18 protein-coding genes and 1 pseudogene are annotated in these 21,947 nt (G+C 74.0%); 12 read left to right on the forward strand and 7 right to left on the reverse strand.

Annotation, left to right across the window (positions count from 1 at the left end):
* Positions 1-104 precede the first annotated feature (104 nt).
* Genes ACIP60_RS03100 through ACIP60_RS03120 form a run of 5 tightly spaced genes read left to right on the forward strand, consistent with a single transcriptional unit; the run spans position 105 to position 6,235 of the window.
* On the forward strand, positions 105-1,991 hold the full coding sequence (locus ACIP60_RS03100; protein WP_400679388.1) for an MFS transporter: 1,887 nt from the start codon (positions 105-107) through the stop codon (positions 1,989-1,991).
* Positions 1,880-2,497, forward strand: coding sequence for a TnsA-like heteromeric transposase endonuclease subunit (locus tag ACIP60_RS03105; protein ID WP_400679390.1), 618 nt, complete (start codon positions 1,880-1,882; stop codon positions 2,495-2,497). Before ACIP60_RS03100 ends, ACIP60_RS03105 begins: the two co-directional genes overlap by 112 nt.
* Positions 2,494-4,569, forward strand: a complete 2,076-nt coding sequence (locus ACIP60_RS03110; RefSeq protein ID WP_400679393.1) for a Mu transposase C-terminal domain-containing protein — start codon at positions 2,494-2,496, stop codon at positions 4,567-4,569. The genes ACIP60_RS03105 and ACIP60_RS03110 overlap by 4 nt, the downstream gene beginning before the upstream one ends.
* Positions 4,566-5,627 (forward strand): TniB family NTP-binding protein, encoded by a 1,062-nt coding sequence (locus ACIP60_RS03115; protein WP_400679395.1) that lies wholly within the window; start codon positions 4,566-4,568, stop codon positions 5,625-5,627. The genes ACIP60_RS03110 and ACIP60_RS03115 overlap by 4 nt, the downstream gene beginning before the upstream one ends.
* The gene (locus ACIP60_RS03120) at positions 5,624-6,235 is read left to right on the forward strand and encodes a hypothetical protein (RefSeq protein ID WP_400679398.1); all 612 of its coding nucleotides are present in this window, start codon (positions 5,624-5,626) and stop codon (positions 6,233-6,235) included. The genes ACIP60_RS03115 and ACIP60_RS03120 overlap by 4 nt, the downstream gene beginning before the upstream one ends.
* A gap of 57 nt (positions 6,236-6,292) precedes the next feature.
* Here ACIP60_RS03120 and ACIP60_RS03125 read toward each other — a convergent pair whose 3' ends face one another.
* Positions 6,293-6,763, reverse strand: coding sequence for a hypothetical protein (locus tag ACIP60_RS03125; protein ID WP_400679400.1), 471 nt, complete (start codon positions 6,761-6,763; stop codon positions 6,293-6,295).
* Positions 6,764-7,299: 536 nt separating this feature from the next.
* Here ACIP60_RS03125 and ACIP60_RS03130 point away from each other — a divergent pair.
* Together ACIP60_RS03130 and ACIP60_RS03135 are read left to right on the forward strand one after the other, a co-directional pair.
* On the forward strand, positions 7,300-8,403 hold the full coding sequence (locus tag ACIP60_RS03130) for a tyrosine-protein phosphatase (RefSeq protein ID WP_400679403.1): 1,104 nt from the start codon (positions 7,300-7,302) through the stop codon (positions 8,401-8,403).
* 123 nt (positions 8,404-8,526) lie between these two features.
* Positions 8,527-9,471: a DUF5996 family protein gene (locus tag ACIP60_RS03135; RefSeq protein ID WP_400679405.1), complete on the forward strand. Its 945-nt coding sequence runs from the start codon at positions 8,527-8,529 to the stop codon at positions 9,469-9,471.
* Positions 9,472-9,474: 3 nt separating this feature from the next.
* Here the strand turns inward: ACIP60_RS03135 and ACIP60_RS03140 are convergent, their stop codons facing one another.
* Positions 9,475-11,019 carry an ArnT family glycosyltransferase gene (locus ACIP60_RS03140; RefSeq protein ID WP_400679407.1) on the reverse strand — a complete coding sequence of 515 codons (1,545 nt, stop codon included), beginning with the start codon at positions 11,017-11,019 and terminating at the stop codon, positions 9,475-9,477.
* Between the two features lie 191 nt (positions 11,020-11,210).
* On the reverse strand, positions 11,211-12,107 hold the full coding sequence (locus ACIP60_RS03145; RefSeq protein WP_400679409.1) for a hypothetical protein: 897 nt from the start codon (positions 12,105-12,107) through the stop codon (positions 11,211-11,213).
* Between the two features lie 363 nt (positions 12,108-12,470).
* On the opposite strand from ACIP60_RS03145, the gene ACIP60_RS03150 reads away from it, so the two are divergent.
* The 4 genes and pseudogenes from ACIP60_RS03150 (at position 12,471) to murQ (ending at position 15,217) form a co-directional block, all read left to right on the forward strand.
* Positions 12,471-12,929 (forward strand): hypothetical protein, encoded by a 459-nt coding sequence (locus ACIP60_RS03150; RefSeq protein ID WP_282203523.1) that lies wholly within the window; start codon positions 12,471-12,473, stop codon positions 12,927-12,929.
* A 99-nt stretch (positions 12,930-13,028) separates the two neighbouring features.
* Positions 13,029-13,445, forward strand: a complete 417-nt coding sequence (locus ACIP60_RS03155; protein ID WP_400679411.1) for a hypothetical protein — start codon at positions 13,029-13,031, stop codon at positions 13,443-13,445.
* Positions 13,446-13,984: 539 nt separating this feature from the next.
* Positions 13,985-14,140 (forward strand): annotated as a pseudogene (locus tag ACIP60_RS03160) (IS5/IS1182 family transposase); the annotation flags it as partial.
* A 78-nt stretch (positions 14,141-14,218) separates the two neighbouring features.
* Complete coding sequence (gene murQ / locus ACIP60_RS03165; protein WP_400679413.1) at positions 14,219-15,217, forward strand: N-acetylmuramic acid 6-phosphate etherase; 999 nt, start codon at positions 14,219-14,221, stop codon at positions 15,215-15,217.
* A gap of 68 nt (positions 15,218-15,285) precedes the next feature.
* Here murQ and ACIP60_RS03170 read toward each other — a convergent pair whose 3' ends face one another.
* Positions 15,286-17,358 carry a SpoIIE family protein phosphatase gene (locus ACIP60_RS03170; RefSeq protein WP_400679414.1) on the reverse strand — a complete coding sequence of 691 codons (2,073 nt, stop codon included), beginning with the start codon at positions 17,356-17,358 and terminating at the stop codon, positions 15,286-15,288.
* Between the two features lie 246 nt (positions 17,359-17,604).
* Between ACIP60_RS03170 and ACIP60_RS03175 the strand changes: the two genes are divergently transcribed.
* On the forward strand, positions 17,605-18,060 hold the full coding sequence (locus ACIP60_RS03175; RefSeq protein WP_400679417.1) for a hypothetical protein: 456 nt from the start codon (positions 17,605-17,607) through the stop codon (positions 18,058-18,060).
* 193 nt (positions 18,061-18,253) lie between these two features.
* Here the strand turns inward: ACIP60_RS03175 and ACIP60_RS03180 are convergent, their stop codons facing one another.
* From ACIP60_RS03180 to ACIP60_RS03190, 3 genes are all read right to left on the reverse strand, one after another.
* The gene (locus ACIP60_RS03180) at positions 18,254-18,496 is read right to left on the reverse strand and encodes a chaplin (protein ID WP_400679418.1); all 243 of its coding nucleotides are present in this window, start codon (positions 18,494-18,496) and stop codon (positions 18,254-18,256) included.
* Positions 18,497-18,621: 125 nt separating this feature from the next.
* Entirely contained in the window at positions 18,622-19,938 is a 1,317-nt protein-coding gene (locus ACIP60_RS03185; protein WP_400679420.1) for a hypothetical protein, read from the reverse strand.
* Positions 19,939-20,035: 97 nt separating this feature from the next.
* Complete coding sequence (locus ACIP60_RS03190; RefSeq protein ID WP_400679422.1) at positions 20,036-21,403, reverse strand: DUF4331 domain-containing protein; 1,368 nt, start codon at positions 21,401-21,403, stop codon at positions 20,036-20,038.
* Between the last annotated feature and the right edge of the window lie 544 nt (positions 21,404-21,947).

A 21,947-nucleotide genomic window follows, 5' to 3' on the forward strand; every position in this document is an offset into this window, starting at 1 on the left:
TTTCCTCTCTCCGGCCGGGCGTCCAGCCGCGCGGCCCGCTTTGACAACCTACCGCCACCAATTTACCTTCATGGTGAAACTACTTCACCGTGGAGGTATCTGGCATGCGCGACCCGTCCCCGACCACCGGCCGGCACGCCGGTGGCCCCGCCGCCGAGCCCTACCGGTGGCGGTGGCTGATCCTGGTCGCGATGCTCGTCGCCGAGATCATGGACCTCCTGGACGCCTCGATCGTCAACGTCGCCGGACCGGCCCTGGAGGACGCCCTCGGCGCCACCTCCGCCGGCCTCCAGTGGGTGATCGGCGGCTACGCCCTCACCCTGGGCGCCGGGCTGGTGCTCGGCGGCCGGCTCGGCGACCGCCACGGCCGCCGCCGGATGTTCCTGATCGGCCTGGCCGCGTTCACCGCCGCCTCGCTGCTGTGCGCCCTCGCGCCCACCATCGAGACGCTGATCGTCTTCCGACTGCTCCAGGGCGCCGCCGGGGCGATGCTCCTGCCCCAGGGCCTCGGCCTGCTGCGGGAGAACTTCTCCGGGCCCGAACTCACGAAGGTCTTCGCGGTCTTCGGCCCCGTCCTCGGCCTGGGCGGCATCATCGGCCCCGTGCTCGGCGGCTTCCTCGTCGAGGGCGACTTCTTCGGCCTGGGCTGGCGCTCGGTCTTCCTGGTCAACCTGCCCGTCGGCGCCGCGGCCCTGGTCGTCGCCGCCAGGTTCGTGCCCAGGAAACCCGGCGACCGCACCGTCCGGGTCGACGTGACCGGCGCCGCCCTGGTCGCGGCCTCCTGCGCCCTGCTGGTGCTCCCGCTGAACCAGGGGCAGGAGGACGGCTGGCCGCTGTGGACCTGGCTGTGCATGGCCGCCTCGGTGGCCGGGTTCGCCCTGTTCGCCGTCCAGCAGCGGCGTACCGCCGCCACGGGCCGCGAACCGCTGATCACCCCCGGCCTGCTCCGCAAGCCCGCCTTCACCGTCGGACTCGGCGGCATCGCCCTGTTCTTCGGCGGACTGGTCGGCGCCCAGCTCGTCCTGACCCTGTTCCTCCAGATCGGCCGGCACTTCACCGCCGGGGACGCGGGGCTCGGCAACCTGCCGCTCGCCGTCGGCACGGCCGTCGGCGGAGCCGTCAGCGGCGCGTTCCTCGCCGACCGGATCGGCCGCAAGGTGCTCCAGCTCGGCCCGCTGGTCCAACTGGCCGGTGCGGCCGTGCTCTGGTGCGAACTCGACGGCCTCGCCCCGGACTCGTTCTCGATCTGGGACATCGCCCCCGGCGTGGCCCTGGCGGGCATCGGAGCGGGCATGGTGATCGCCGCCCTGTTCAGCTTCATCCTCGCCGCGGTCGACGACGACGAGATCGGCTCCGCCTCCGGCGTGCTGTCCGCCGTCCAGGCCGTCGGCGGCTCCACCGGCGTCGCGGTCTTCGGCTCGGTCTTCTTCGCCCTGGCCGAAACCGGCGACTTCGTCGGCGGATTCCACCGCGCCCTGATCGTCCAGGCCGTCCTGCTGGCGGCGTTCCTGGCCATCACCTTCCTCCTGCCCCGGAAGGGCCGCCCCGACGACGAACAGCACGGCATCGACGTCGAACCCGACACCGAACCCGACGTCGAACCCGACGCCGGCGCCGGACCCGTCGGCGATACCGATCCGGAGCGGCACCTCGCTGTCCCGTCTCAAATGATCTTGACCGTTTGTCAAATGATCTTGGCGGACGATAGGTTTCTGTCATTCGATCTTGATCGGTGGCGGGGGTCCAGGTGGCAGTTGCCTCGTTGGTGTACGACGACCCGGCGCTGTCCGCGTTCGAGCTGGACTTCGTCGAGGGCGGCGAGCGCTGCCGGATGGCGCTCGGGCAGGTCTGGAACCGGCGGTTCGAGTCGGTCGATCCGGTGCGTGAGTTCCGGTGGGCCAAGGGCGGGCAGGGCTTCGCGGGCTCGTACTTCTCCGCCACCGTGGGCGACCACGTGGGCTACGAGTCGTGGCTGGAGCGTGACCGGCTGATCCTGCTCGACCGCGAGCCCGCGGTCGTGGGGATCGCGTCGCAGCCGTTCTGGCTGCGTTGGCATGACGGGCAGCGGCAGCGCCGACATGCTCCGGACTACTTCGTGCGGCTGGCCGACGGCCAGGGCCGGGTGGTGGACGTGAGGGCCGCCGACCGGATCGAACGGGCGGACGCGGAGGCGTTTGCCGCGACGGAGCGGGCCTGCCGGGCTGTGGGCTGGGAGTTCGTCCGGGTCGGCGAGCCGGAGCCGGTGTTGATGGAGAACGTGCGCTGGCTGTCGCGTTACCGCCGGCGCCGGTGCGCCGATCCGGAGATCGCCGCGCGGCTGCTCGACGTGTTCGCGGTCGGGACGCCGCTTCGGGCCGGGGCAGCGCGGGCGGGCGATCCGCTGGTGGTGCTGCCCGTGCTGTTCCACCTGCTGTGGCACGGCGACTTGGCCGCGGACCTGGAGGGCGCGCCGCTGTCGTCGACCACGTCGGTCGGCGCCGGGAGGCGGGCGCGATGAGCGGGATGCAGCGGCCGGCCCGGATCGTGGTCGGCGCGTGGGTGCGCTTCGCCGGGCAGGTCCGGGCGATCGTGGGCGTCACTGCGAGGTCGGCGACGCTGTCGGACGCCAACGGCGGCCAGGTCGAGGTGCCGATCGGCGAGCTGACGGCCGACCCCGACTTCGCCGTGGTCGACCTGCCGGTCCGCACGCCGCTGCCGGCGCAGTCCCGGCTGGAGACGTTCCCGCCGCAGGCGATCGAGAAGGCGCTGTGGTGGGAGGGCCACATCCTCGAAGTCCTGCACGGCTACCGCCCGGACGCCGTCTCGGACACTGCGCCGCGCCCGGGCTACGGGCTGGGGACATCGTTGACGGCCCGGCAGCGGGCGAAGGCCGCCGAGCTGACGGCGGCCGGCCACGAGGTGTCCGCCAGCGCGATCGCCAACCTGCGGCGCAAGTACCAGGCCGACGGCGTGCTCGGCCTGGTCGACCGCCGCGCCGCCCCCAGAACCCCGGAGTTCACCACGGTCGATGTGCGAGTAGTCGCAGCGATGCGCGCGGCGATCAGCGAGGGCGTCGACGCCTCCACCCGCACCGGGTCGTACCTGATCTGGCGGACCGGGGAGATCCTGCGGCAAACGCCCGAGGCCCAGGGCGTCGAGCTGCCCTCGCGGAGCACGCTCTACCGGCTGCTGGCGAAGCTGACCCGCGGCACCCACACCTTCGGTGCCGCGAGCACCCGCCGCTCCCGGGCCCACGGCGCTCAGACCCCGTTCGGCGAGCTGCCGGCGTTCGCACCGGGCGAGGTGATGCAGATCGACTCGACGCCGATGGACGTGATGGTCCTGCTGGACGACGGCGTCCCGGGCCGGATCGAGCTGACCGCGATGATCGACGTGGCGACGCGCACGCTCACCGCGGCGGTGCTGCGGCCGACCACGAAGGCGGTCGACGCGAGCGTGCTGCTGGCCCGCACCGTCACACCGGAGCCGCAGCGGCCGGGCTGGGCGGAGGCCCTGCGGATGTCGCGCTCGGTGCTGCCGCACCGCCGACTGCTGAGCCTGGACGAGCGCCTGGAGCACGCCGCCGCCCGGCCGGTGATCGTCCCGGAGATGATCGTCTGCGACCACGGGAAGGCGTTCATCTCCCGCAACTTCAAGTCGTCCTGCCGTTTCCTGGAGATCGACTTCCAGCCCGCGCACAAGGGCTCCGGCTTCGAGAAGGGCCACATCGAGAAGATGCTGGCCTCGATCGCATCGCTGTTCGTGCAGTTCCTGCCCGGCCATCTGGGCCGCAGCACCGACCACCGCGGCCGCCACCCCGAGCGCGACCGGCTCTGGTCGCTGATCGAGCTCCAGGAGCTCCTGGACGAGTGGATCGTCGCGCACTGGCAGAACCGGCCCCACGACAGCCTGCGCGACCCCGCGCACCCGAGCCGGATGTTCACCCCGAACGAGAAGTACGCGACCCTCGTCGAGGCCTGCGGCTACGTCCCCGTCGCGCTCGCCGGCGACGACTACATCGAGCTGCTGCCCGCCGAGTGGCGCGCGGTCAACGACTACGGCATCAAGTTCAAGCACCGCCTCTACGACAGCCCCGAACTCGATCCGCTGCGCCGCCAGGACTCCGGCATCACCGCCAAGCGAGGCCTGTGGGAGATCCACCGCGACCCCTACGACGTCTCCCGGATCTGGGTACGCGACCACCGCACCGAAGGCCGGCCCTGGATCGAAGCGACCTGGAAGCACCTGCACCGGGCCCCGGTCCCCTTCGGCGAACTCGCCTGGGACCACGTCCGCCACCAGCGCCCCGGCGCCACCGAGAGCGAGATCGCCGACGCGGTCGCCGCCCTGCTCACCCGCGCCCACGCCGGACCCGACCGGCCCGCCGCGGGCAAGCCCGGCCGCCGCGACCGGCGGGTCGCCGCCCGCACCCGCGCGACCACCACCGCGGCCGCCGTCCCGCCGAAGGACTCCCCCACCCCGCCCGCACCGGCCTCGGGGCCCGAGCCCGCGGACGGCGGCCGACCGCTGGCCAAGGTCATCCCTCTCGGCCTGTTCGACCCCCTGGAAGACCCCTGGAGACGCACGTGACCGCCCGCCCCACCACCACCGACCCCGCCGACCCGGACGGCGACGAAGCGGCCGGCGACGAAGCGGCCGGGCGGCACCTGACCACGCTGGAGGGCTGGCGGCAGTTCACCACCGACCCGCCCCCGCCGCCGACGCTGCTGCCACGTCAGCGGCACGAGGGGCTCGGCGATCTGGAGCGGACGCTCTACGACGAGGCCCGCCTCGACCACCACGCCCGCCTGCGGGTCGTCGCCACCTCGACAGTCCGGCACGCGGTCACCTGCGGACGACGCCTGGTCCTGATGAACCGGCACGCCGTCAGCGCCCGGCGAGGGCTGATCCTCTCCGGCCCGGCTGGCACCGGCAAGACCATCGCCATCACCCAGCTCGGCCGCGCCCACGAACTCCTCGACCAAGCCCGCCACCCCAGCCGCGCCGACCGGATCCCGGTCGTCTACATCACCGTCCCGCCCGCCGCCACACCCCGCATGATCGCCGCCGAGTTCGCCCGCTTCCTCGGCCTGCCAGTCACCCGGAGCGCAAACATCACCGACATCACCGAGGCCGTCGTCGGCGTCTGCACCGACACCCGCACCGGCCTCGTCCTGGTCGACGAACTCCACAACATCTCCCTGACCAGCCGCTCCGGCGCCGAGGTCGCCGACACCCTCAAATACTTCTCCGAGCGCATCCCCGCCACCTTCGTCTACGCAGGCATCGACATCGAACGCAGCAACCTGCTGTCCGGCACCCGCGGCGCCCAGATCGCCGGCCGCTTCACCCTGCTGCCCACCCGCCCCTTCCCCTACGGCGAGGAGTGGACCGGCCTCGTCGCCACCCTGGAGCAGCACCTCCTGCTCCACGACCACCGGCCCGGCACCCTCGTCGCACTCGACCGCCACCTCCATCACCGCACCGGCGGTATGATCGGCGCCCTCTCCCACCAGATCCGCGGCGCGGCCATCGACGCGATCCTCACCGGCACCGAGAAGATCACCAAGGACGGCCTGGACGCCATCCCCCTCGACCACGCCGCCCAGACCAGCGCCCGCGCCACGCCCTCCGGCCGCCGCCGATGACCGAGCCGAGCGCCCGGCCGCCGCTGCGGCCCCTGCCGGTCCGTGTCCCTCCCCGGCTCGGCGAGGGCACCGACAGCTACCTCCGCCGCCTCGCACGGGCCAATCACCTCAAACCCAGCTACCTCAACGCCCTTACAAGTCCGGGGTCCAACATCGGCAAGCCCGACATCACTCTCCTCGCCCAGCTCGCCGGACGCCGGCCGGCCGCTCTGCGGCGTGCTCTATCCGATGCTCCCGGCAGGCCGCAGTCCGAACAGCACAAGCCCGCCGACCTGCGCGAGGCCGGGCAGAGTGAGCTCTTCCGCGGAATCGACCTGCTTCTCGCGTTGGCGCAGCCGCGCAACGGCGTCCCCTGGCGACTGGTCGCCCGGCGCCACGGACTACGTCGTAAGGACCTGCGCCGGGCCCTCCAGCAGCAACCGGTCCGACGGCTGGCCCGGGCCATGCCCGCCGACGACACCCAGCGCCGCCGCATCCGCGCCCTGGCCGGGGCCGGCCGGTCGACCGCGCAGATCTGGGCGCGGATGATGGACGACCACGACATACCGCTGACCTACAGCGCCATCAACGCCTTCCTACGGGCGGGGCGATCCGCCACACACCGCTGACGGCGATTTGCCGGATCCGATCGCGCTGGGCCACCCATGGCGGTGACATGCAGGCGATCAACTCGTGGCGGCGGCGGAGCTCGAAGCGCTGGCGTGTCGCAGTAGGTACAAGTTCCCGACGTCGGGATCACCGAAGAAGAAGAACAGTTCCAGGCCCCTGTGCGCATCGCGGCGCACATAGAAGCGCCACGTGTACGTCAGGGGCGCGGCGACCGATTTCTCTACCGGCGGTGAGGCTTCACGCGCATCTACCCCAGTCCGAGTGGTCACGGTGACGACGACGTTCTGTCCGCCGGCACGATCTGTGAGCTCCCAGGTCCCCGCGCCGGAGATTCGCCAGCCGTCGTCGAAGTCGAAGTCGGCGCCATCAAGTCGCTCAACGACAGCCGTCCCGTCCTGGTTGAGCGTCAACCGCGTCTGCTCCGCTCCCTCCCAGACCCCGGCCGCCTCGGCTACGGCTGCATCATGAAGTCCAGTGCCTTCGTAGTACTGGTAGGGGCCGGCGCAGGCACACAGCACAGACAGCATGACCGCCGCGCCTCCTACGGCCCACCTTCGTGATCTCGTCCGCCCCACTGCAAGCCCTCCCGATCGCCACGCGCCTGGCTACCGGTGCAGGCGAGCCTTGGGCGCACACACCATGGCATGATTATTGAACATGTTCAACTTGCATCCAGTCGGCCGGGATACCTCGAAGAGGCCCGGTCTCGCATCCACTGGCAATACCCGACCCCACATTCAGTCAAGATCGTTTGACAATCGGTCAAGATCGTCTGACACGGGACACTCGCGGTGTGAGGCCCGCCCGGGCAGGACGCTCGCCGGAGGGCCTTCCCGGCACTCAGGGGTGGGCCGGGCGGCCTGCCCGGGCGGCTCCGGCTGATCCGGTGCGGGCGGCAAATGCCGGACCGGGGGCCGGAGTTCGGGCGACGGTCGTCTGCGGGCCATCCGGGGGCCGCGTCGGTCTCACGTGGCTCGGGCTTCATGGTGCCCGCCCGTCCGGCCGCACCCCGTCCCGTCCCGTCGCGGGGGAGGCCGACCGCCAGCGTTCCCCGGAGGCCCCGTTGAACCTGTCCCGCAGCACCGCCGTCCGCCTCGCCGTCGCCGTTCTCGCCGTCGGCGCCACGGTGCCGCTCGCGGCCCTGCCCGCGCAGGCCGCGTCGGCCGGGCAGGCCGCACCGGTGACCGCCGCCGTCCTGCCCGCCGCCGTGCCGTTCACCGCCGCCGCGGTCACCCTGAACGCCGACGGCAGCCACACCGTGGCCTGGGCCTCGCCCGCCACCGCCGTCACCGTCACCGCCGTGGCCTCCGCGGACGCCGACGCCGCCACCGGAACGGTGGTCGGGCAGGGCGCGGGCACCGGCACGCTGACCGTCCCGGCGGGCGCGCTCGCGGCCGGCACCCGCTGGTTCTTCCGCCTCACCCCGGACTCCGGCGCCGCGCTGACCGTCGCGGACCGCTCGCTGCACCTGGCCGACGCCGCCAACTTCCGGGACGCGGGCGGCTACCGCACCACCGACGGCCACTGGGTGCGGATGGGCCGGGTCCACCGCTCCGGCAAGCTCAGCGGCCTGACCCCCGCCGAGCAGCAGCAGCTCACCGCCGCCGGGATCACCCGGGACGTGGACCTGCGCAACGCGAGCGAGCGCGGCAGCGCCCCCGACGCGATCCCGGCCGGCCTCGCCTACCAGGTGGCCGACGTGACCTCGCTCGCCCACGGCATCGGCTTCCACGGCAACGCCGTCACCACGCTGCTGGGCGCGCTCGCCGCGGGCCTGTTCAACGGCTCCTCGGACCTCGGCCAGTCCATCGGCTACCCCTTCATGGTGGACTTCACCGGCTCCGACCGGGCCTTCCACGACACCCTGACCGCCATCGAGGCCGAGCAGGGCGCGCTGGTCTACCACTGCACCGCCGGCAAGGACCGCACCGGCTGGGCCACCGCCGTCCTGCTCACCCTGCTCGGCGTGGACCGGGCCACCGTCAACGCGGACTTCCTGGCCAGCAACACCTACACCGGCCGCCCCGACGCGGTCGAACTCTCCTGGCTGGACGCCGCGTTCGCCGAGGTGAACCACGTCTACGGCAGCTTCGACGCCTACCTGCACCAGGGCCTGAACCTCACCGACGCCGACATCGCCGCCCTCCGCGCCCGGCTCCTGGTCTGAACCCCCGCCCCGCACCCGGGCGGAGCAGCACCCCCGCCCGCCCGGGCGCGTCGGCCCGGGGCGGCCCGCCCCTGCGGTGAGGATGGTCAGCGGCCCCCGACCCCCCTCACGCCGGAGCGCACCATGGAGCTGTTCCCGCCCCTGCCCCTGGAGTCCTGGCGGGACACCAAGGAGACACTGCACCGCTTCACCCAGGTCATCGGCAAGATCCGCCTGGCCGGCAGCCCCCGCCGCAACCACTGGTGGAACGTCCCCTTCCACCTGACCGGACGCGGCATCACCACCCGCCCCACCGGCCCCACCCGGGGCGGCGACGCGTTCACCATCGACTTCGACTTCACCGACCACCGCCTGTACGTCCGCACCCTCGACGGCGCCGAGGACTCCTTCCCGCTGGCCGGACGCTCCGTCGCCGACTTCTACCGCGACACCCTGCGCGCCCTCGTCCACCTCGACATCGACGTGCTCCCCGACCACCCCTACCCCTACGACCTGCCCGACGCGCACCGCCCGTTCGCCGACGACCACGAGCACCGCAGCTACGACCCGGCCGCCGTCACCACCTACTGGCACATCCTCAGCCAGGTCGCCCTGCTACTGGAGGAGTACGCCGCCGGGTACGCGGGCAAGACCAGCCCCGTCCACCACTTCTGGCACACCTTCGACCTCGCCGTCACCCGCTTCTCCGACCGCGAGGTCGCCCAGCCCGCCGCCGACGGCGTCACCCGCGAGGCGTACTCCCGCGAGGTGATCAGCGCCGGGTTCTGGTTCGGCGACGCCGACGTGCCCGCCCCCACCTTCTACTCCTACACCGCCCCCGAACCCGCCGGCCTGGACACCCGCCCGCTGCACCCCGCCGCCGCCCGCTGGACCCCGAACCGGGGCGGCCACCTCGCCCTGCTGAGGTACGACGAGGTGCGCGCCGCCGAGGACCCGTGGGCCACCGCCCGGCAGTTCCTCGACTCCGCCTACCGTGCCGGGGCCGACCTGGCCGGCTGGGGACGCGCCCGCGAGTGCCCCGGCGGGATCACCGACACCGAACTGCGCACGCCGCCCGACGGGGGCTGAGACTCAGTAGAAGTGGCGCAGCCGGGGCCACAGCCGCGACCACGGGGCGACCGTCCCCGCGCAGAGCAGCACCGGCGCGTGCTGCTCCTCGTTCGCCACGCCCCGGCCGTCGTCCACCTCGGCGACCCGCCGGCACCCGGTGAAGGCCCGCTCGACCTCCGGGTACGGCGCCGGGTGGACCACCAGCACGGGGCCGGTCGCGGAGTCCGGCGGCGGGCCCCAGTCGTAGAAGGACATGTGGCCCGAGTACACGGCGGGCAGGCCGCGGCCGCCCCCGTAGCGCACCAGCGCCCCCGCCTCGCCGTAGTCGGCGGCGAACACCACCGCCCGCCCGCGCTGCTCCGGCGGGACCTGCGCCCACCCCGCGGCGACCGCCGCCGTCAGCTCGGGCCAGCCCACCTGCTCGGCCGACTCCGGGTAGAGCCAGGAGACGGCCGACAGCCGGTCGGCGGGCAGCACCGGCAGCGTGATCAGCGAGTTGACCAGCGCGGCCACCAGCAGCAGCCCCACCGCCCGGACCCGGTCGCGCCGCGTCGCGCCTCCGCCCCTGTCTCCGCCCCCGTCTCCGCCCTCCTCCGGCGGGCGTCCCCACAGCCGCTCCGCGACCGGTCCGCACCCGGCCGCCAGCACCAGCAGCAGCGGCGGCAGCGCGTAGTACGGCTTGCCGCCGAGGGCCAGCACCAGCCCGCACAGCGCCAGGTACGCGTACCCCAACGGCCTCGCCCAGCGCACCCGTCGGTCCTCGCGCAGGCGGCGGAACCCGGCCAGCCAGATCGGGACCAGCACGGGGGAGAGGTAGACCAGCTGCATCGGGACGAAGGTCAACCGGTTGGCCGGACCGTCCTGGCCGCTGATCCCCGAGGCGACGGTGAGCTGCGGCCAGCCGTGCACCGCCTGCCAGTACAGGTTCGGCGCCGCCACCAGCAGCGCCAGCAGCGCCCCCGCCGGCAGCCACCAGCCGCGCAGCACCGCCCGCGGGCCGGGAGCGGTGCCGCCACCGGGGCCGCAGCAGGCGATGGCGGGCAGCAGGACGAGCGCGAGCAGCAGCACCAGGTCCTTGTTCAGCAGGGCGACTCCGGCCGCCGCGCCGATCGCCAGCCACCAGCGGCGCTCCCCGGTGCGCAGCAGGCGCAGCACCAGGACGCCGAGCAGCGTCCAGGCGAACAGGTCGAAGCTCGCCGTGCTCAGCACGTGCCCGAGGGCCAGCACCATCGCGGAGACCGCCGCCCCCGCCGCCGCCAACACCTGCCCGGCCCGGAGCGCCCCCAACTCCCGTGCGGCGAAGGCCGTCAGCACGATCGTCGCCGCGCACAGCAGCACCGCGGCCATCCGCAGCCCGGCCGGGCCGTCGCCGAACACCGCCGTGGACAGCCGGGCCAACAGCGGTGTCAGCGGCGGCTGGTCGACGTACCCCCAGGCCAAGTGCCGTCCCGCCGCCAGGAAGTACAACTCGTCCCGGTGGAACCCGTACCGCCCGGCCAGCGCCGCCTGCACCGCCACGACCGCGCCCGCGACCCCGAGCACCGGACCGGCCGCGAAGCGCGCCAAGCCCGTTGCGGCCTCCCCCACCTGTTCCGAGCCGTCGGCCGGAGCCGACCCGTTCCCCCGCCTACCCATGCCGCGAGCGTGGCAGAGCGGACCCGGCCCGCCCACCCGGGAGAACCCGGAGACCGCCCCGGGAAAACCCTGATGATCGGGAACCCGGCGCGGGTCCTGGACGCGGCTGCCGGGCCGCCGGCTCACGGGTACGACTGGCGGCGGCGGATCAGCAGCGCGGCGGCGCCCAGGGCGAAACCGGCGGCGATCGACCCCAGGCCCAGCAGCAGCGTCCCGCTCACCGACCCGGGCCCCGGACCACCGCCGGTCCCGGCCCCGCCGCCCGGCTCCGGACCGGCCAGGGCGGAGAGCGCGGTCGGCGCGGGGGAGTCGGCCGACGCTGCCGCAGCGGACGGCGTACCGGTGGCGGACGGTGGATCGGACGGTGACGGCGCCCTGGTCGGCCCAGCCGTCGCGGACGCCACTGCGGAGGCCGACGCCGAGACCGGTGCCGGTGCCGAGACCGAGGCCGTCGCGGGGCCGGACGGCCCGGGCCCGGCGTAGCGGAACACGGCCCGCGGCTGGTTGCGCCCCTCCAGCAGGCCCGCGCCGCGCCCGGAGGGGTCGACCAGCCGGTAGCCCGAGACCCCGTTCGTCGCCACCGCGTACGTGCCGCCGGGCAGTGCGGCGTCCAGCCCGATCCGGGCCCGGAAGGTCAGCGTTCCGTGCGGCTCGACGGTGAGCGGCGGGTCCAGGGTGAGCCCCCACCCCGTCCCACTGCGGGTGTCGGAACTCCGCCAGGCCCCGGTGGCCGGGTCCTGCCACGTGACCGAGACGCCGTCCGGCGGCCCGGACGGGTCGTCCGGCGCGGACACCCGCAGGAACAGCGAGTCCACCAGCATCCGGTACCGCGACGTCGACTCGACCGTGAAGACGGCCGTGAACCCGCCCCCGCCCGCCACCCGCGGGGGCACACCGCCGATCCGGGTCACCACCGACCCGTTGCCGGTCACCGCGGAGGCCGGAACGGCGACGCACAGCGCCGGGAACAGCAGCGAGACGGCCAGCAGCACCGCCGCACGGATGACGCGCCGCGCCATGGGAACCCCCGAGTCGAAGGGCGCGGCACCCCGTCCCGTCACTCCCGCGCCGACGCGCGCAGCGTAACCGCCGCAGCGGTGCCGAAGCCACCACCCGGAGGCCGACTCCCGACGGACAACACCCTTGCCCCGCAAGCCCGTTCGAACGGTCGCCCCGCCGGTCCCGGCGCGGGAGACCCCGAGGACCCAGGGTCTGTCTTCAAAGACCGAACACTGCTTGGCCGGGAAGGACCGGCCGCGGCGATCCCCGGAACCCCGGCCGGCGGTGCGGGGGTTCCGCGCGATACGGCGGCGTTACGCGGCTGCGCCAGCATGGTCGGCGTTCGATCGATCATCGATGATCCACCGCAGACAGGGTTCCGTATGCACGTCCTCCGCCGAGTCCTCGCCGTGGTCGCCAGTGTGGCGCTGCTCGCCGGCGTCAGCCTGTTCGCGTCCTCCGCCGCGCAGGCCGCCACCTCCTGCTCCGGCACCGTCACGTACGACCAGACCGTCTCGCACGACGGCAGTGCCATCGGTGAGTTGGTCATCTACTACAACAGCAGCAACGGCGGCACCAACAGCGCCTGCTTCTACCACCGTGGAGCGTCCTACGGCGTTGCGGCGACGACCAGCGTCGAGATCTACCGGTGCCTCCAGAAGTCCGGTACGGGCGGAGGCTGCACCGTCGACGTCTCGTCGCGCGTCGACAAGGGATCGTACGCGTACAACGCCGGACCGGTCGGCGTGACCGGCACGGCGAACTACTGCGTCTACGCCTACGGCTACGTCAACTGGGCCGGCCACGAGTACTCCGTGTCGAGCGGGACCCGGGGCTGCTGAGCCCCACGACCCGCCCCCGACGGGCCGACCGGAGCCCGACGGATCCGCATTTCCAACCGTGCCGAACCGCTGGACGTTCGGCGCAAGAGAGGTATGTCCGTGCGCAAGAAGATCGTCTCCGTCCTCGGTGCCCTCGCGATGGCCGGAGCCGCCACCGTGATGACCGCGCCCGAGGCCTCGGCCCTCACCGCCTCGCCGACGGAGGTCTGCGGTCCCGGCTACAAGGTCATCGACTCCGAGCAGCTCATCAACCGCACCGTGTGGGTCTACCTGACCTACAACAGCTCCAACGGCTACAACTGCGTGGTCACCATCCGCGGGAACGGGGGCGACCCGGTGCACATGTCGGCCGACCTCACGGTCCAGGGCAGCGCCCAGAAGACCGACACCGGCTACTACGGGTCCTACGCCGGCCCGGTCTACGCCTACGCCGCGGGCAAGTGCGTCAAGTGGGGCGGCTGGTTCAGCGACTTCGACCAGAGCGCGTACGAGAGCCCCTGGAGCCACTGCGGCTGACCCGCCGACGCGGCAGCCCCGCCACCGGACCCGGATCCCGCCCCCACAGCGGTCCGGCCCGGTGGCGGGGCTTCGGCTCATGACGGCGTATCACGCCCGACACGGTCTCTCACCGACCGGTCATCTTGGAAGACGCCCTGAGGGCTGTCCCGTGAAGGCAGCCTGGCACGGGTACGAGGGCCGGAGAGACGTCACGCCGGTCGAGCTGTGGCCGGTCGACGACCGTGGCGTCTCCACCCGCGCGACGAGCGGAGCGCACCGGTGCCTGGTGGTTGACCGGGCCGGGGCCCACGAGGGCTACGACACGGGCGACCGGGGTCGGACCGACGTCCGGCTCGACGCCGATGAAACCCCCTGCGCCCGTCACCTCGGCGCCACCGTGCTCGCCGCGACCTCCGCATCACCGCCCTCGACCGGCCCGAAGGCCCGAACGCACCGGTGCCGTGATCTTGCCGTGGCTCGGGTGACCACCGCGTCGGAACACTCCTGGACAAGCCCGTTCACCGGGTTGAGGCCGGCGGCGAGCTCACCGAGTGGCAAGCCGCGCACACGAGCAAGTGCGCGCCCGCGTCGAGCACGTCTTCACCCGGATGAAGACCCGGAAGATCCTCCGCGACCGCCGCCTCGAAGGCAGCGGCGTCCACCACACCGTGCCCGGCGTCGCCCACCTCCACCACCTCCTCCAGGCCGCGTGAGGCGGGCGATCACCGGGCAACGACCCGCGCCCGAGACGGCCGAAGACCGAGAGCGGGACAGCCCTTAGGGTGGGCGCCGTGGCAGACACCCCGCACACCCCGCACCCGCCGTCCGGCCCTTCCGTCCCCGCCGTCCCGTCCGCGCCGGAGCGCGGCGACGGCTCGCCGCCGCTGGAGGGGCTGGTGACCGAGGGGCGGCGGGACGGGGGCGCCGGGATCGACCTGCTGACGACGGCGGAGCTCGCCCGGGTGATGAACGCCGAGGACCGGACGGTGCCGGCCGCGGTGGCGGAGGAGCTGGACGCGATCGCGGCGGCGGTGGACGCGATCGTGGCGCGGATGCGGCGCGGCGGGCGGCTGGTGTACGCCGGGGCGGGGACGGCCGGGCGGCTGGGGGTGCTGGACGCCAGCGAGTGCCCGCCGACGTTCGGCACCGCGCCCGGCCAGGTGGTCGGGCTGATCGCGGGCGGCCCCGGCGCGATCACCGCCGCCGTCGAGGACGCCGAGGACGACCGGGCCGCCGCCGTCGCGGACCTGGACGCGCTGGGCCTGACCCCCGCCGACACCGTGGTCGGCGTCTCCGCCTCCGGCCGCACCCCGTACGCGCTGGCCGCCGTCGAGCACGCCCGGGCCCGCGGGGCGCTCACCGTCGCGCTGGCGGCCAACCGGGGCTCCGCGCTCGGGGCCGCCGCCGAGCACCGGATCGAGGTGGTCACCGGGCCCGAACTACTGGCCGGGTCCACCCGGTTGAAGGCCGGGACGGCGCAGAAGCTGGTGCTCAACATGGTCTCGACCCTCACCATGGTCCGGCTCGGCAAGACCTACGGCGACCTGATGGTCGACCTCCGCGCGAGCAACGACAAGCTGCGCGCCCGCAGCCGCCGGATCACCGCCCTCGCCACCGGGGCCGAACCCGCCGCCGTGGACGCCGCGTTGGCCGCCACCGGCGGACGGGTCAAGGACGCCGTCCTGCTGCTGCTCGCCGACGTGGACCCGGCCCGCGCGGCCGAACTGCTGGAGCACAGCGGCGGACGGCTCCGCGAGGCCCTGCACGCGGCACTGGACCGACCGCACTGAACTGACGTCACCGCACTGACGTCACCGCACCGACGGCACGGCACCGACGTCACGGCACTGACGGTCCGTCAGATTTCTTGCTCCGCCCAGATGGTCTTGCCGCGCGGAGTGTGCCGGGTGCCCCAGTTGCGGCACAGCTGCGCCACCAGCAGCAGGCCGCGTCCGCCCTCGTCGTCGTTGTGGGCCCGGCGCAGGTGCGGGGCGGTGCTGCTGCCGTCGGAGACCTCGCAGAGCAGCATGGAGCCGTCCCGGATCAGCCGCAGCCCGATCGGGGGCAGGCCGTAGCGGACGGCGTTGGTGATCAGCTCGCTGACCACCAACTCGGTGACGAAGGACGCCTCTTCGAGCCCCCACTCGGCGAGCTTCGCGGCCGCCACCTTCCGGGCCCGGGCCACCTCGGACGGGTCGCGGCGCAGCGGCCACTCGGCCACGTCCTGGGTGTGCAGGGCCCGGGTGCGGGCCAGCAGCAGGGCGACGTCGTCGGTCGGGGCGTCCGGGCCGAGGGTGGTGGACAGTACCTGGTCGCACAGGTCCTCCAGCGAGCCGGCCCGGGCGGTGAGGGCCGAGCCGAGCCGGTCGAGGCCGAGCCCGGGATCGCCGTGCAGCTCGGAGGCGCGCAGCAGGCCGTCGGTGTACAGCGCCAGTACGCTCCCCTCCGGGACCTCCAACTCGACTGCCTCGAACGGGAGTCCGCCCAGGCCGAGCGGCGGCCCCGGCGGCAGCTCGGGGAAGGTCACGGTGTTGTCCGGGCCGACCAGGGCCGGCCCGGGGTGCCCGGCCCGGGCCAGCGAACAGGACCGGGCCACCGGGTCGTACACCGCGTACAGGCAGCTCGCGCCGACGCTGCCGCCCGCCCAGGCGGTGCCGCCCTCCGGCTGCTCGTCCAGGTCCACCCGGAGCACCAGGTCGTCCAGGTGGGTGAGGAGTTCGTCCGGCGGCATGTCGATGTCGGCCAGGGTGCGCACCGCCGTCCGCAGCCGCCCCATCGCGGCGGAGGCGGGCACGCCGTGGCCGACCACGTCGCCCACCACCAGGGCCACCCGGGCGCCGGACAGCGGGATCACGTCGAACCAGTCGCCGCCGACGCCCTCCCGCCCGCCCGCCGGGAGGTACCGGAAGGCGACCTCGACCGCGGCCTGCCGGGGCGTCCGGCTGGGCAGCAGGGAACGCTGCAACGCCAGTGCGGTGTCCCGCTGTTGGGTGTACTGGCGGGCGTTGTCGACGGAGAGCGCGGCGCGCGACGTCAGCTCGGTGGCCAGCAGCAGGTCGTCCTCGTCGAACGGCTCCGGCGAGCGGTGCCGCAGGAAGATCGCCACGCCCAGCGTCACCCCGCGGGCGGTCAGCGGCGCCATCAGCCCGGAGTGGATGCCGAACTCCTCGGCCAACCGCTCCCGTTCGGGCTCCTGGGCGATCCAGGACCGGACCTCCGGATCGCGGTAGTCGACGCACATCGGCCGACCCGAGGCGAGCACCCGGGCCATCGGGGAGTCCGGAGCGATCACGTCCCCGGCGCCGGACGCGACCGTGGACTCCGGGCAGCCCGGCAGCACCGACTGCTGCGCCACCCGGTAGAACACCAGCCCCGCGCTCGACGGCGGGCCGCCGCCGAACACCGAATCGAGCAGGTCGACCGCCACGAAATCGGCGAACGAACCGGTCGCCACCTCCGCCAACTCCTGCGCGGTGCGGTCCACTTCGAGGGTCGAACCGATCCGCAGACCGGCCTCCCCGAGCAGCGCCAGACGGTGCCGGGCCCGCTCCTCGGAGGACCCGGACAGCACCGAGGGCACCGCCGCCGGCCGCGCGGCGGCCCCCGGGGTCAACGGCTGCAACGCCTGGGCCGACACCACCCAGGTCGGCTCCCCGCGCGCCGTCCGCACCGGCACCACCCCCAGCTCGACCGCCACCGGCTCGTCCTCGGCCCGGCACAACCGCACCATCCCGGTGAACGGCTCGTGCCGGACCGCCGCCCGCAGCAGGGCGACCGGCACTCCACCCGCCAACAGCCCCACCGCGCTCCGCCCGAGCGCCTGCCCCGCCCCGAACCCGGTCAGCCGCTCGGCCGCCGCCGACCAGCCCGTCACCACCCCGCCGCCGTCGACCGTCGCGGTCGCCGCCCGGCCGGTCACCCGAGTCGCCATGTCCGTCCATCCCCCTTGGAAGCAGCAACCGCCAGGCCGTCCTGCCCAGCATCGCGGCCCGACGTGACCGCCCCAACGCGCCACGCCGGAAGACCCCGCCACTTGCCGCCCGCCCCCGACCGGTGCGTCCCCGCTGGGCGCGTCACCGACGGGCAGCGTCCTGACGGGATGTCAGAGCACCCTGGCAGGCTCCAGCTCGACAGCTCGACAGCTCGACCACCACCACCCCGGACGAAGGACGTGTCCATGCCCCTGCAGCAGCACCAGCGTTCGCTCCGCCGCGGGGCGTTCGCCCTGCTCCCCGCCGTCCTGCTGGCCACCGTCCTGGCGGCCTGCTCCTCCGACGGGGTAGACACGACGGCGAGTTGGTCCAAGGACGGCGGCAAGGAACAGACCCGGGTGATCGGCGAGGACCTCAAGGTCCTGCTCAACGCCAACGGCACCTCGGCCGACAACACCAGGCACTGCCAACAGGTCCTCGACGACATCAAGAAGGCCCGGGACCACCGGGCCATCCCCGACGCAACCGCCCAGACCTACTGGCAGCAGGCCCTCGACCAGATGGAGACCGCCGCCACCAACTGCACCCGGAACACCGACGCGCTCACCGGCGGCGCCAAGCTCAGCGAGGTCATCCCGGCCCAGGAGTCGTACCACCTGCTGGTCGGCCGGATCGCCGACCTCGCCGACGGCAAACCCTGATCCCCGGCCCGCCCCGTCCTGTCGGGGACACGGGGCACGGGCGCGGGGCGGGGACACGGGGCGGCGGCCGTCGGCGAGAACGGCGCCGACCCGGAGCCGGTCTCCCGGCCCGGGTCGGCCTTCCGGTCTTCCGGTCTTCCGGCCTTCCGGTCTCCCGGTTTTCCGGTCTCCCGGTCTATCGGCAGAGGCTGGGTCAGCCGATGTTGGCGCAGGAGTTGCCGAACGCCGGGTTCAGCGCGCCGATCAGGCTGATGCTGTTGCCGCACAGGTTGACCGGGATGTGCACGGGGATCTGGATCACGTTGCCGGAGAGGACGCCGGGCGAGCCGACGGCCACGCCCTCGGCGCCGGCGGACGCCGAGGCCGCGCCGGCGGTGCCGAGCACCGCGGTGGCGGCCAGCGCGACGACGGCGAAGTACGTGCGGGTACGGGACATGTCTGCTCCTTGGTTTCGGTCGGGTGCCGCCCCGGACGGGGCGGCACCGGTCATTCGGGGTGCTCGTGCCGGCGGCGTGGCCGAGGGGCGGTGGTTCACCCGGTCGGGTGCGTCCCGGCACAAGATCAGGGGGTGAGCGCCGCCAGGTCCGAGCGGGCCAGGGGCGCCTGGAGCGGGTCGAACCGCGGGTCGGTGGCCAGTGCCCCGGCGAGGTCGGCGCGGGCCTGGTCGGTCCGGCCGAGGGCGCGTTCGATCTCGCCGCGGTGGTAGCGGAAGAGGGCGTTGTGCCAGCCGTGGGCGAGGGCGAGGTCGGCGTAGCCGAGCGCCTCGCGGTCGGCGCCGGTGCGGTGCAGGGCCCAGGCGAGGGCGTCGGCGACCAGCACGTGGTGGCGCCGGTCCCATTCGGCGCGCAGCAGCCGGACGGCGGTGGCCGGGTCGCCGTGGTCGGCCTCGAACTGGCCGAGCGTCAGGTCGTCGACGACGCCGCCCGCGGCGGCGAGGTCGGCTTCGGCGCGCAGCAGCCGGTACTGCTCGGCGGCCTGTCCGGGGTGGCCGAGGGACTCGTGGAGTTCGCCGAGTTCGAGCAGGTACTGGGGCAGCGGCACCGCGGCGGCGGCCTGCGCGTAGTGGGCGAGCGCGTCGTCGGTGCGGCCGAGGGCGGCTTCGGCGCGGGCCTGTCCGGCGAGGGCGGCGGTGTACGTCGGGTCGGCGGCCAGGGCGCGGCGGTAGCCGTCCAGGGCGGCGTCGGTGCGGCCGGCGGTGCGGTCGAGTTCGGCGAGCTGGTGGAGGCAGAACGCCTTGTCGCCGGGGTCGTAGGCGCCGTCGAGGGCGCGGCGCAGGGCGTCGGCGGCGTCCTCGGGCCGGCCGTGCTGTTCGAGGTCGTAGGCGGCGCGGGTGAAGGACGCGGTGCCGGGGTGCAGGTCGAGCAGGTGCTGGGCGGCCTCGGTGGCGCCGGTGTCGTCGCCGAGCTGGGTGCGGGCGTCGGTGAGGACCGCCCACGCCTGCCAGTGCAGCGGGGCTCCGTCCAGGGCCTGCCGGGCGTGGTCGGCGGCCTCGGCGAACAGGTGGCGGGCGTTGGCGAGGGCGCCGAGGCCGGTGAGCGCGTCGGTGTTGCCGGTGGGGGCGAGGGTGAGCGAGCGGTGCAGTGCCTCGTCGGCCTTCGGGTAGTAGGAGGCGTCGGCGGTCAGCCGGGCCTGTTCGACGTACTCGCCGCCGAGCCGGGCCCAGACCGCGGCGTCGTCGGGGCGGGCGCGCAGGTGCCGCTGGTCGGCGCCGATCGCGGCGGCGAGCGCGCCGCCCGGCGGCGGCGCGGCCGGGTGCGCGGGTGCGGCCTGGGCGGCGGGCGCGGCGGTGGCCGACCGCGGCGGGTCGGTCAGGCCGCCGGCCGCGGCGAGGCCGCCGCACACCAGGACGGTGGCGAGCACAAGGGGGAGACGGCGCACGGGAGTTCGGTCCTCGATCGGCGGCGTGGTCGGCGTGGTCGGCGTGGTCGGCGGAGTGGCCGGCGGCGGCCCCGGGCCGGGGCCGCCGCGCGGATGGTCACTTCTGGTTGACGGCCTTGTCGTACGGCAGGGCGAGGTACGGGAAGGTCGCGGCGAACGGCCGGTCGGGCCCGTTGACCTTGTCGCCGGCGGCCAGGGCCTGGACGAACTTGCCGGGGGTGGCGCCCTCGACGACCTGCAGGGCGATGTCGACGACGTCGTCGCCGAGGCGACGGCCGTTGGGGAAGCCCTGGAAGTCGCCGTTCAGGACGCCGAGGCGGTCCGGCTTCGGCGTCACCGGAGTGGTCAGGTTCAGCCGCAGCTCCTCCGCGGGGACGAACCGGTTCGGGTCGATGTCCTGGTTCATCAGCTGCGAGTTGAGGTCGACGGCGAGCGGCCCGTCCGCGGCCTTGGCGATGCCGGTCAGGAAGATCTCCTGCAGGTCGGTACGCGGCGTGGCGGGCGCGGGCAGGCCGTAGATCGCCTGGACGAGCTTGGGCACCTCGGGGTCGAGGACCTTGGCCACCACGGCGGGCTGGTTGTGGTCCTCGGACGGGGGCAGCGCGTTGAAGGCGTCCTTGAGCCCGGCCGGGACGACGACCTCGTTGACCAGCGGGTTGCCCAGCCGCGAGACCTGGACGTACGGGCCGACCGGGTCGGACTTGCCCGGGCTGAGCTTCATGCTCTGCTTCTCGGTGCTCGACCAGACGCCGATGACCGGGTTGCGGGTCGGGTCGCCCTTGTAGGCGAGGCGGCTCTTGGGGATCTGCAGCGCCACGGAGTTGACGTTGTACCCGGCCAGGGTGTTCTGGCCGACCTCGGAGAGGTCGCCGCCGTACAGCAGGTCGAAGACCCGCAGGTCGAGGAAGAACGGGTCGGCGGCCTGGGTGGCCACCGTCTGCCCGCCGCCGGGGAGTTGGACGGTGGCCTGCTGCCGCAGCCGCCCGTAGTCGGGCATCGAGGCCCGGCCGGTGTCGGACGGGGCCGCCTGGCCGTGCTCGACCAGCGTCACCGGGGCGCAGTTCGGGTGCAGTTCCTGGAGCGTGTAGTACTGGCGGAAGCGCAGCGTGTCGTCGTCGAGGTTGTTCACCGGCCCCTTGTCGTAGAGGAAGGTGTCGGTGCCGCGCAGGTCCTCGGTGTGGAAGGTCCACCGGTAGGTGACGTCCGGCTGCCCGGTGCCCTGCGAGTCGATGTTGATGTCGTAGTGCGCGCCGTCGGCCCACGGGTAGAAGTTCGGGCCGCCGTTGGGCTCCTGGAACGGGAGCCAGTTGGCGATCAGCGTGACCGTGTCCGGGTTGTCCGGGCTGGTGAAGGCGTACACGTCGGTGTTGTCGACCTGCGGGTCGGCGGCGATCAGCGGAGCCTCGCGGTGGCTGGACGCCGAGGAGGTGCCGGCGCCGGTGCCGAGCAGGGCGGTGCCTGCCATGCCGAGGGCGAGCGCGGTGAGGACCGCGGCTCCTCGGGCAGCGGAGCTGCGACCCGTGGATCGACGAAGAAGGCTCATCAAGGAGTCTCCGATTTCCGGTTCGGGAACGGTCGTCCGCATCCGTACCGGATGCGGGCCGTGGGGATGTCGTGCGGCGGGTCGGCCGACACGTACTGTCCTCCGCCGCCGCCCCCGGTTCGTCCCGACCCGGCTTCCGGCGTGCCCCGATCACCCTCGCGGCCCAGCCCCCTCACCCGTCCGGCCGAACCGTCCGGCCGCACCGCCCGGCCCCGTCCGTCCCGACCCCGCCCCCCCTCCGCCCCGACGGCGGCCCCGCCCCCTCCGTCCCGGACCCACCCGCCCCTGACCGGGACCGACGCGCCCCGCACTGGGCCGATCGGGTGAACCTCCGGGACCGGCACCAAGCCGACGGCCCCCGCCCCACGAAGGACAGGTGTGCGCGGAGCCAGGGTCGGCCGCCGCGCACACCACGGGGACGGGACTCCTCGGCTGGCACCACGGGTCCCGTCCCCCTCGGCTCAGG

The organism is Kitasatospora sp. NPDC088783 (assembly GCF_044750705.1).
Taxonomy (GTDB): Bacteria; Actinomycetota; Actinomycetes; order Streptomycetales; family Streptomycetaceae; genus Kitasatospora; species Kitasatospora fiedleri.

Excerpts from the sequence above, each read along its gene's own strand:
- ACIP60_RS03100 (WP_400679388.1), top strand. The coding sequence starts at position 105 with ATGCGCGACCCGTCCCCGACCACCGGCCGGCACGCCGGTGGCCCCGCC.
- ACIP60_RS03110 (WP_400679393.1), top strand. The coding sequence starts at position 2,494 with ATGAGCGGGATGCAGCGGCCGGCCCGGATCGTGGTCGGCGCGTGGGTG.
- ACIP60_RS03120 (WP_400679398.1), top strand. The coding sequence starts at position 5,624 with ATGACCGAGCCGAGCGCCCGGCCGCCGCTGCGGCCCCTGCCGGTCCGT.
- ACIP60_RS03125 (WP_400679400.1), bottom strand. The coding sequence starts at position 6,763 with ATGCTGTCTGTGCTGTGTGCCTGCGCCGGCCCCTACCAGTACTACGAA.
- ACIP60_RS03135 (WP_400679405.1), top strand. The coding sequence starts at position 8,527 with ATGGAGCTGTTCCCGCCCCTGCCCCTGGAGTCCTGGCGGGACACCAAG.
- ACIP60_RS03145 (WP_400679409.1), bottom strand. The coding sequence starts at position 12,107 with ATGGCGCGGCGCGTCATCCGTGCGGCGGTGCTGCTGGCCGTCTCGCTG.
- ACIP60_RS03150 (WP_282203523.1), top strand. The coding sequence starts at position 12,471 with ATGCACGTCCTCCGCCGAGTCCTCGCCGTGGTCGCCAGTGTGGCGCTG.
- ACIP60_RS03170 (WP_400679414.1), bottom strand. The coding sequence starts at position 17,358 with ATGGCGACTCGGGTGACCGGCCGGGCGGCGACCGCGACGGTCGACGGC.
- ACIP60_RS03175 (WP_400679417.1), top strand. The coding sequence starts at position 17,605 with ATGCCCCTGCAGCAGCACCAGCGTTCGCTCCGCCGCGGGGCGTTCGCC.
- ACIP60_RS03180 (WP_400679418.1), bottom strand. The coding sequence starts at position 18,496 with ATGTCCCGTACCCGCACGTACTTCGCCGTCGTCGCGCTGGCCGCCACC.
- ACIP60_RS03190 (WP_400679422.1), bottom strand. The coding sequence starts at position 21,403 with ATGGCAGGCACCGCCCTGCTCGGCACCGGCGCCGGCACCTCCTCGGCG.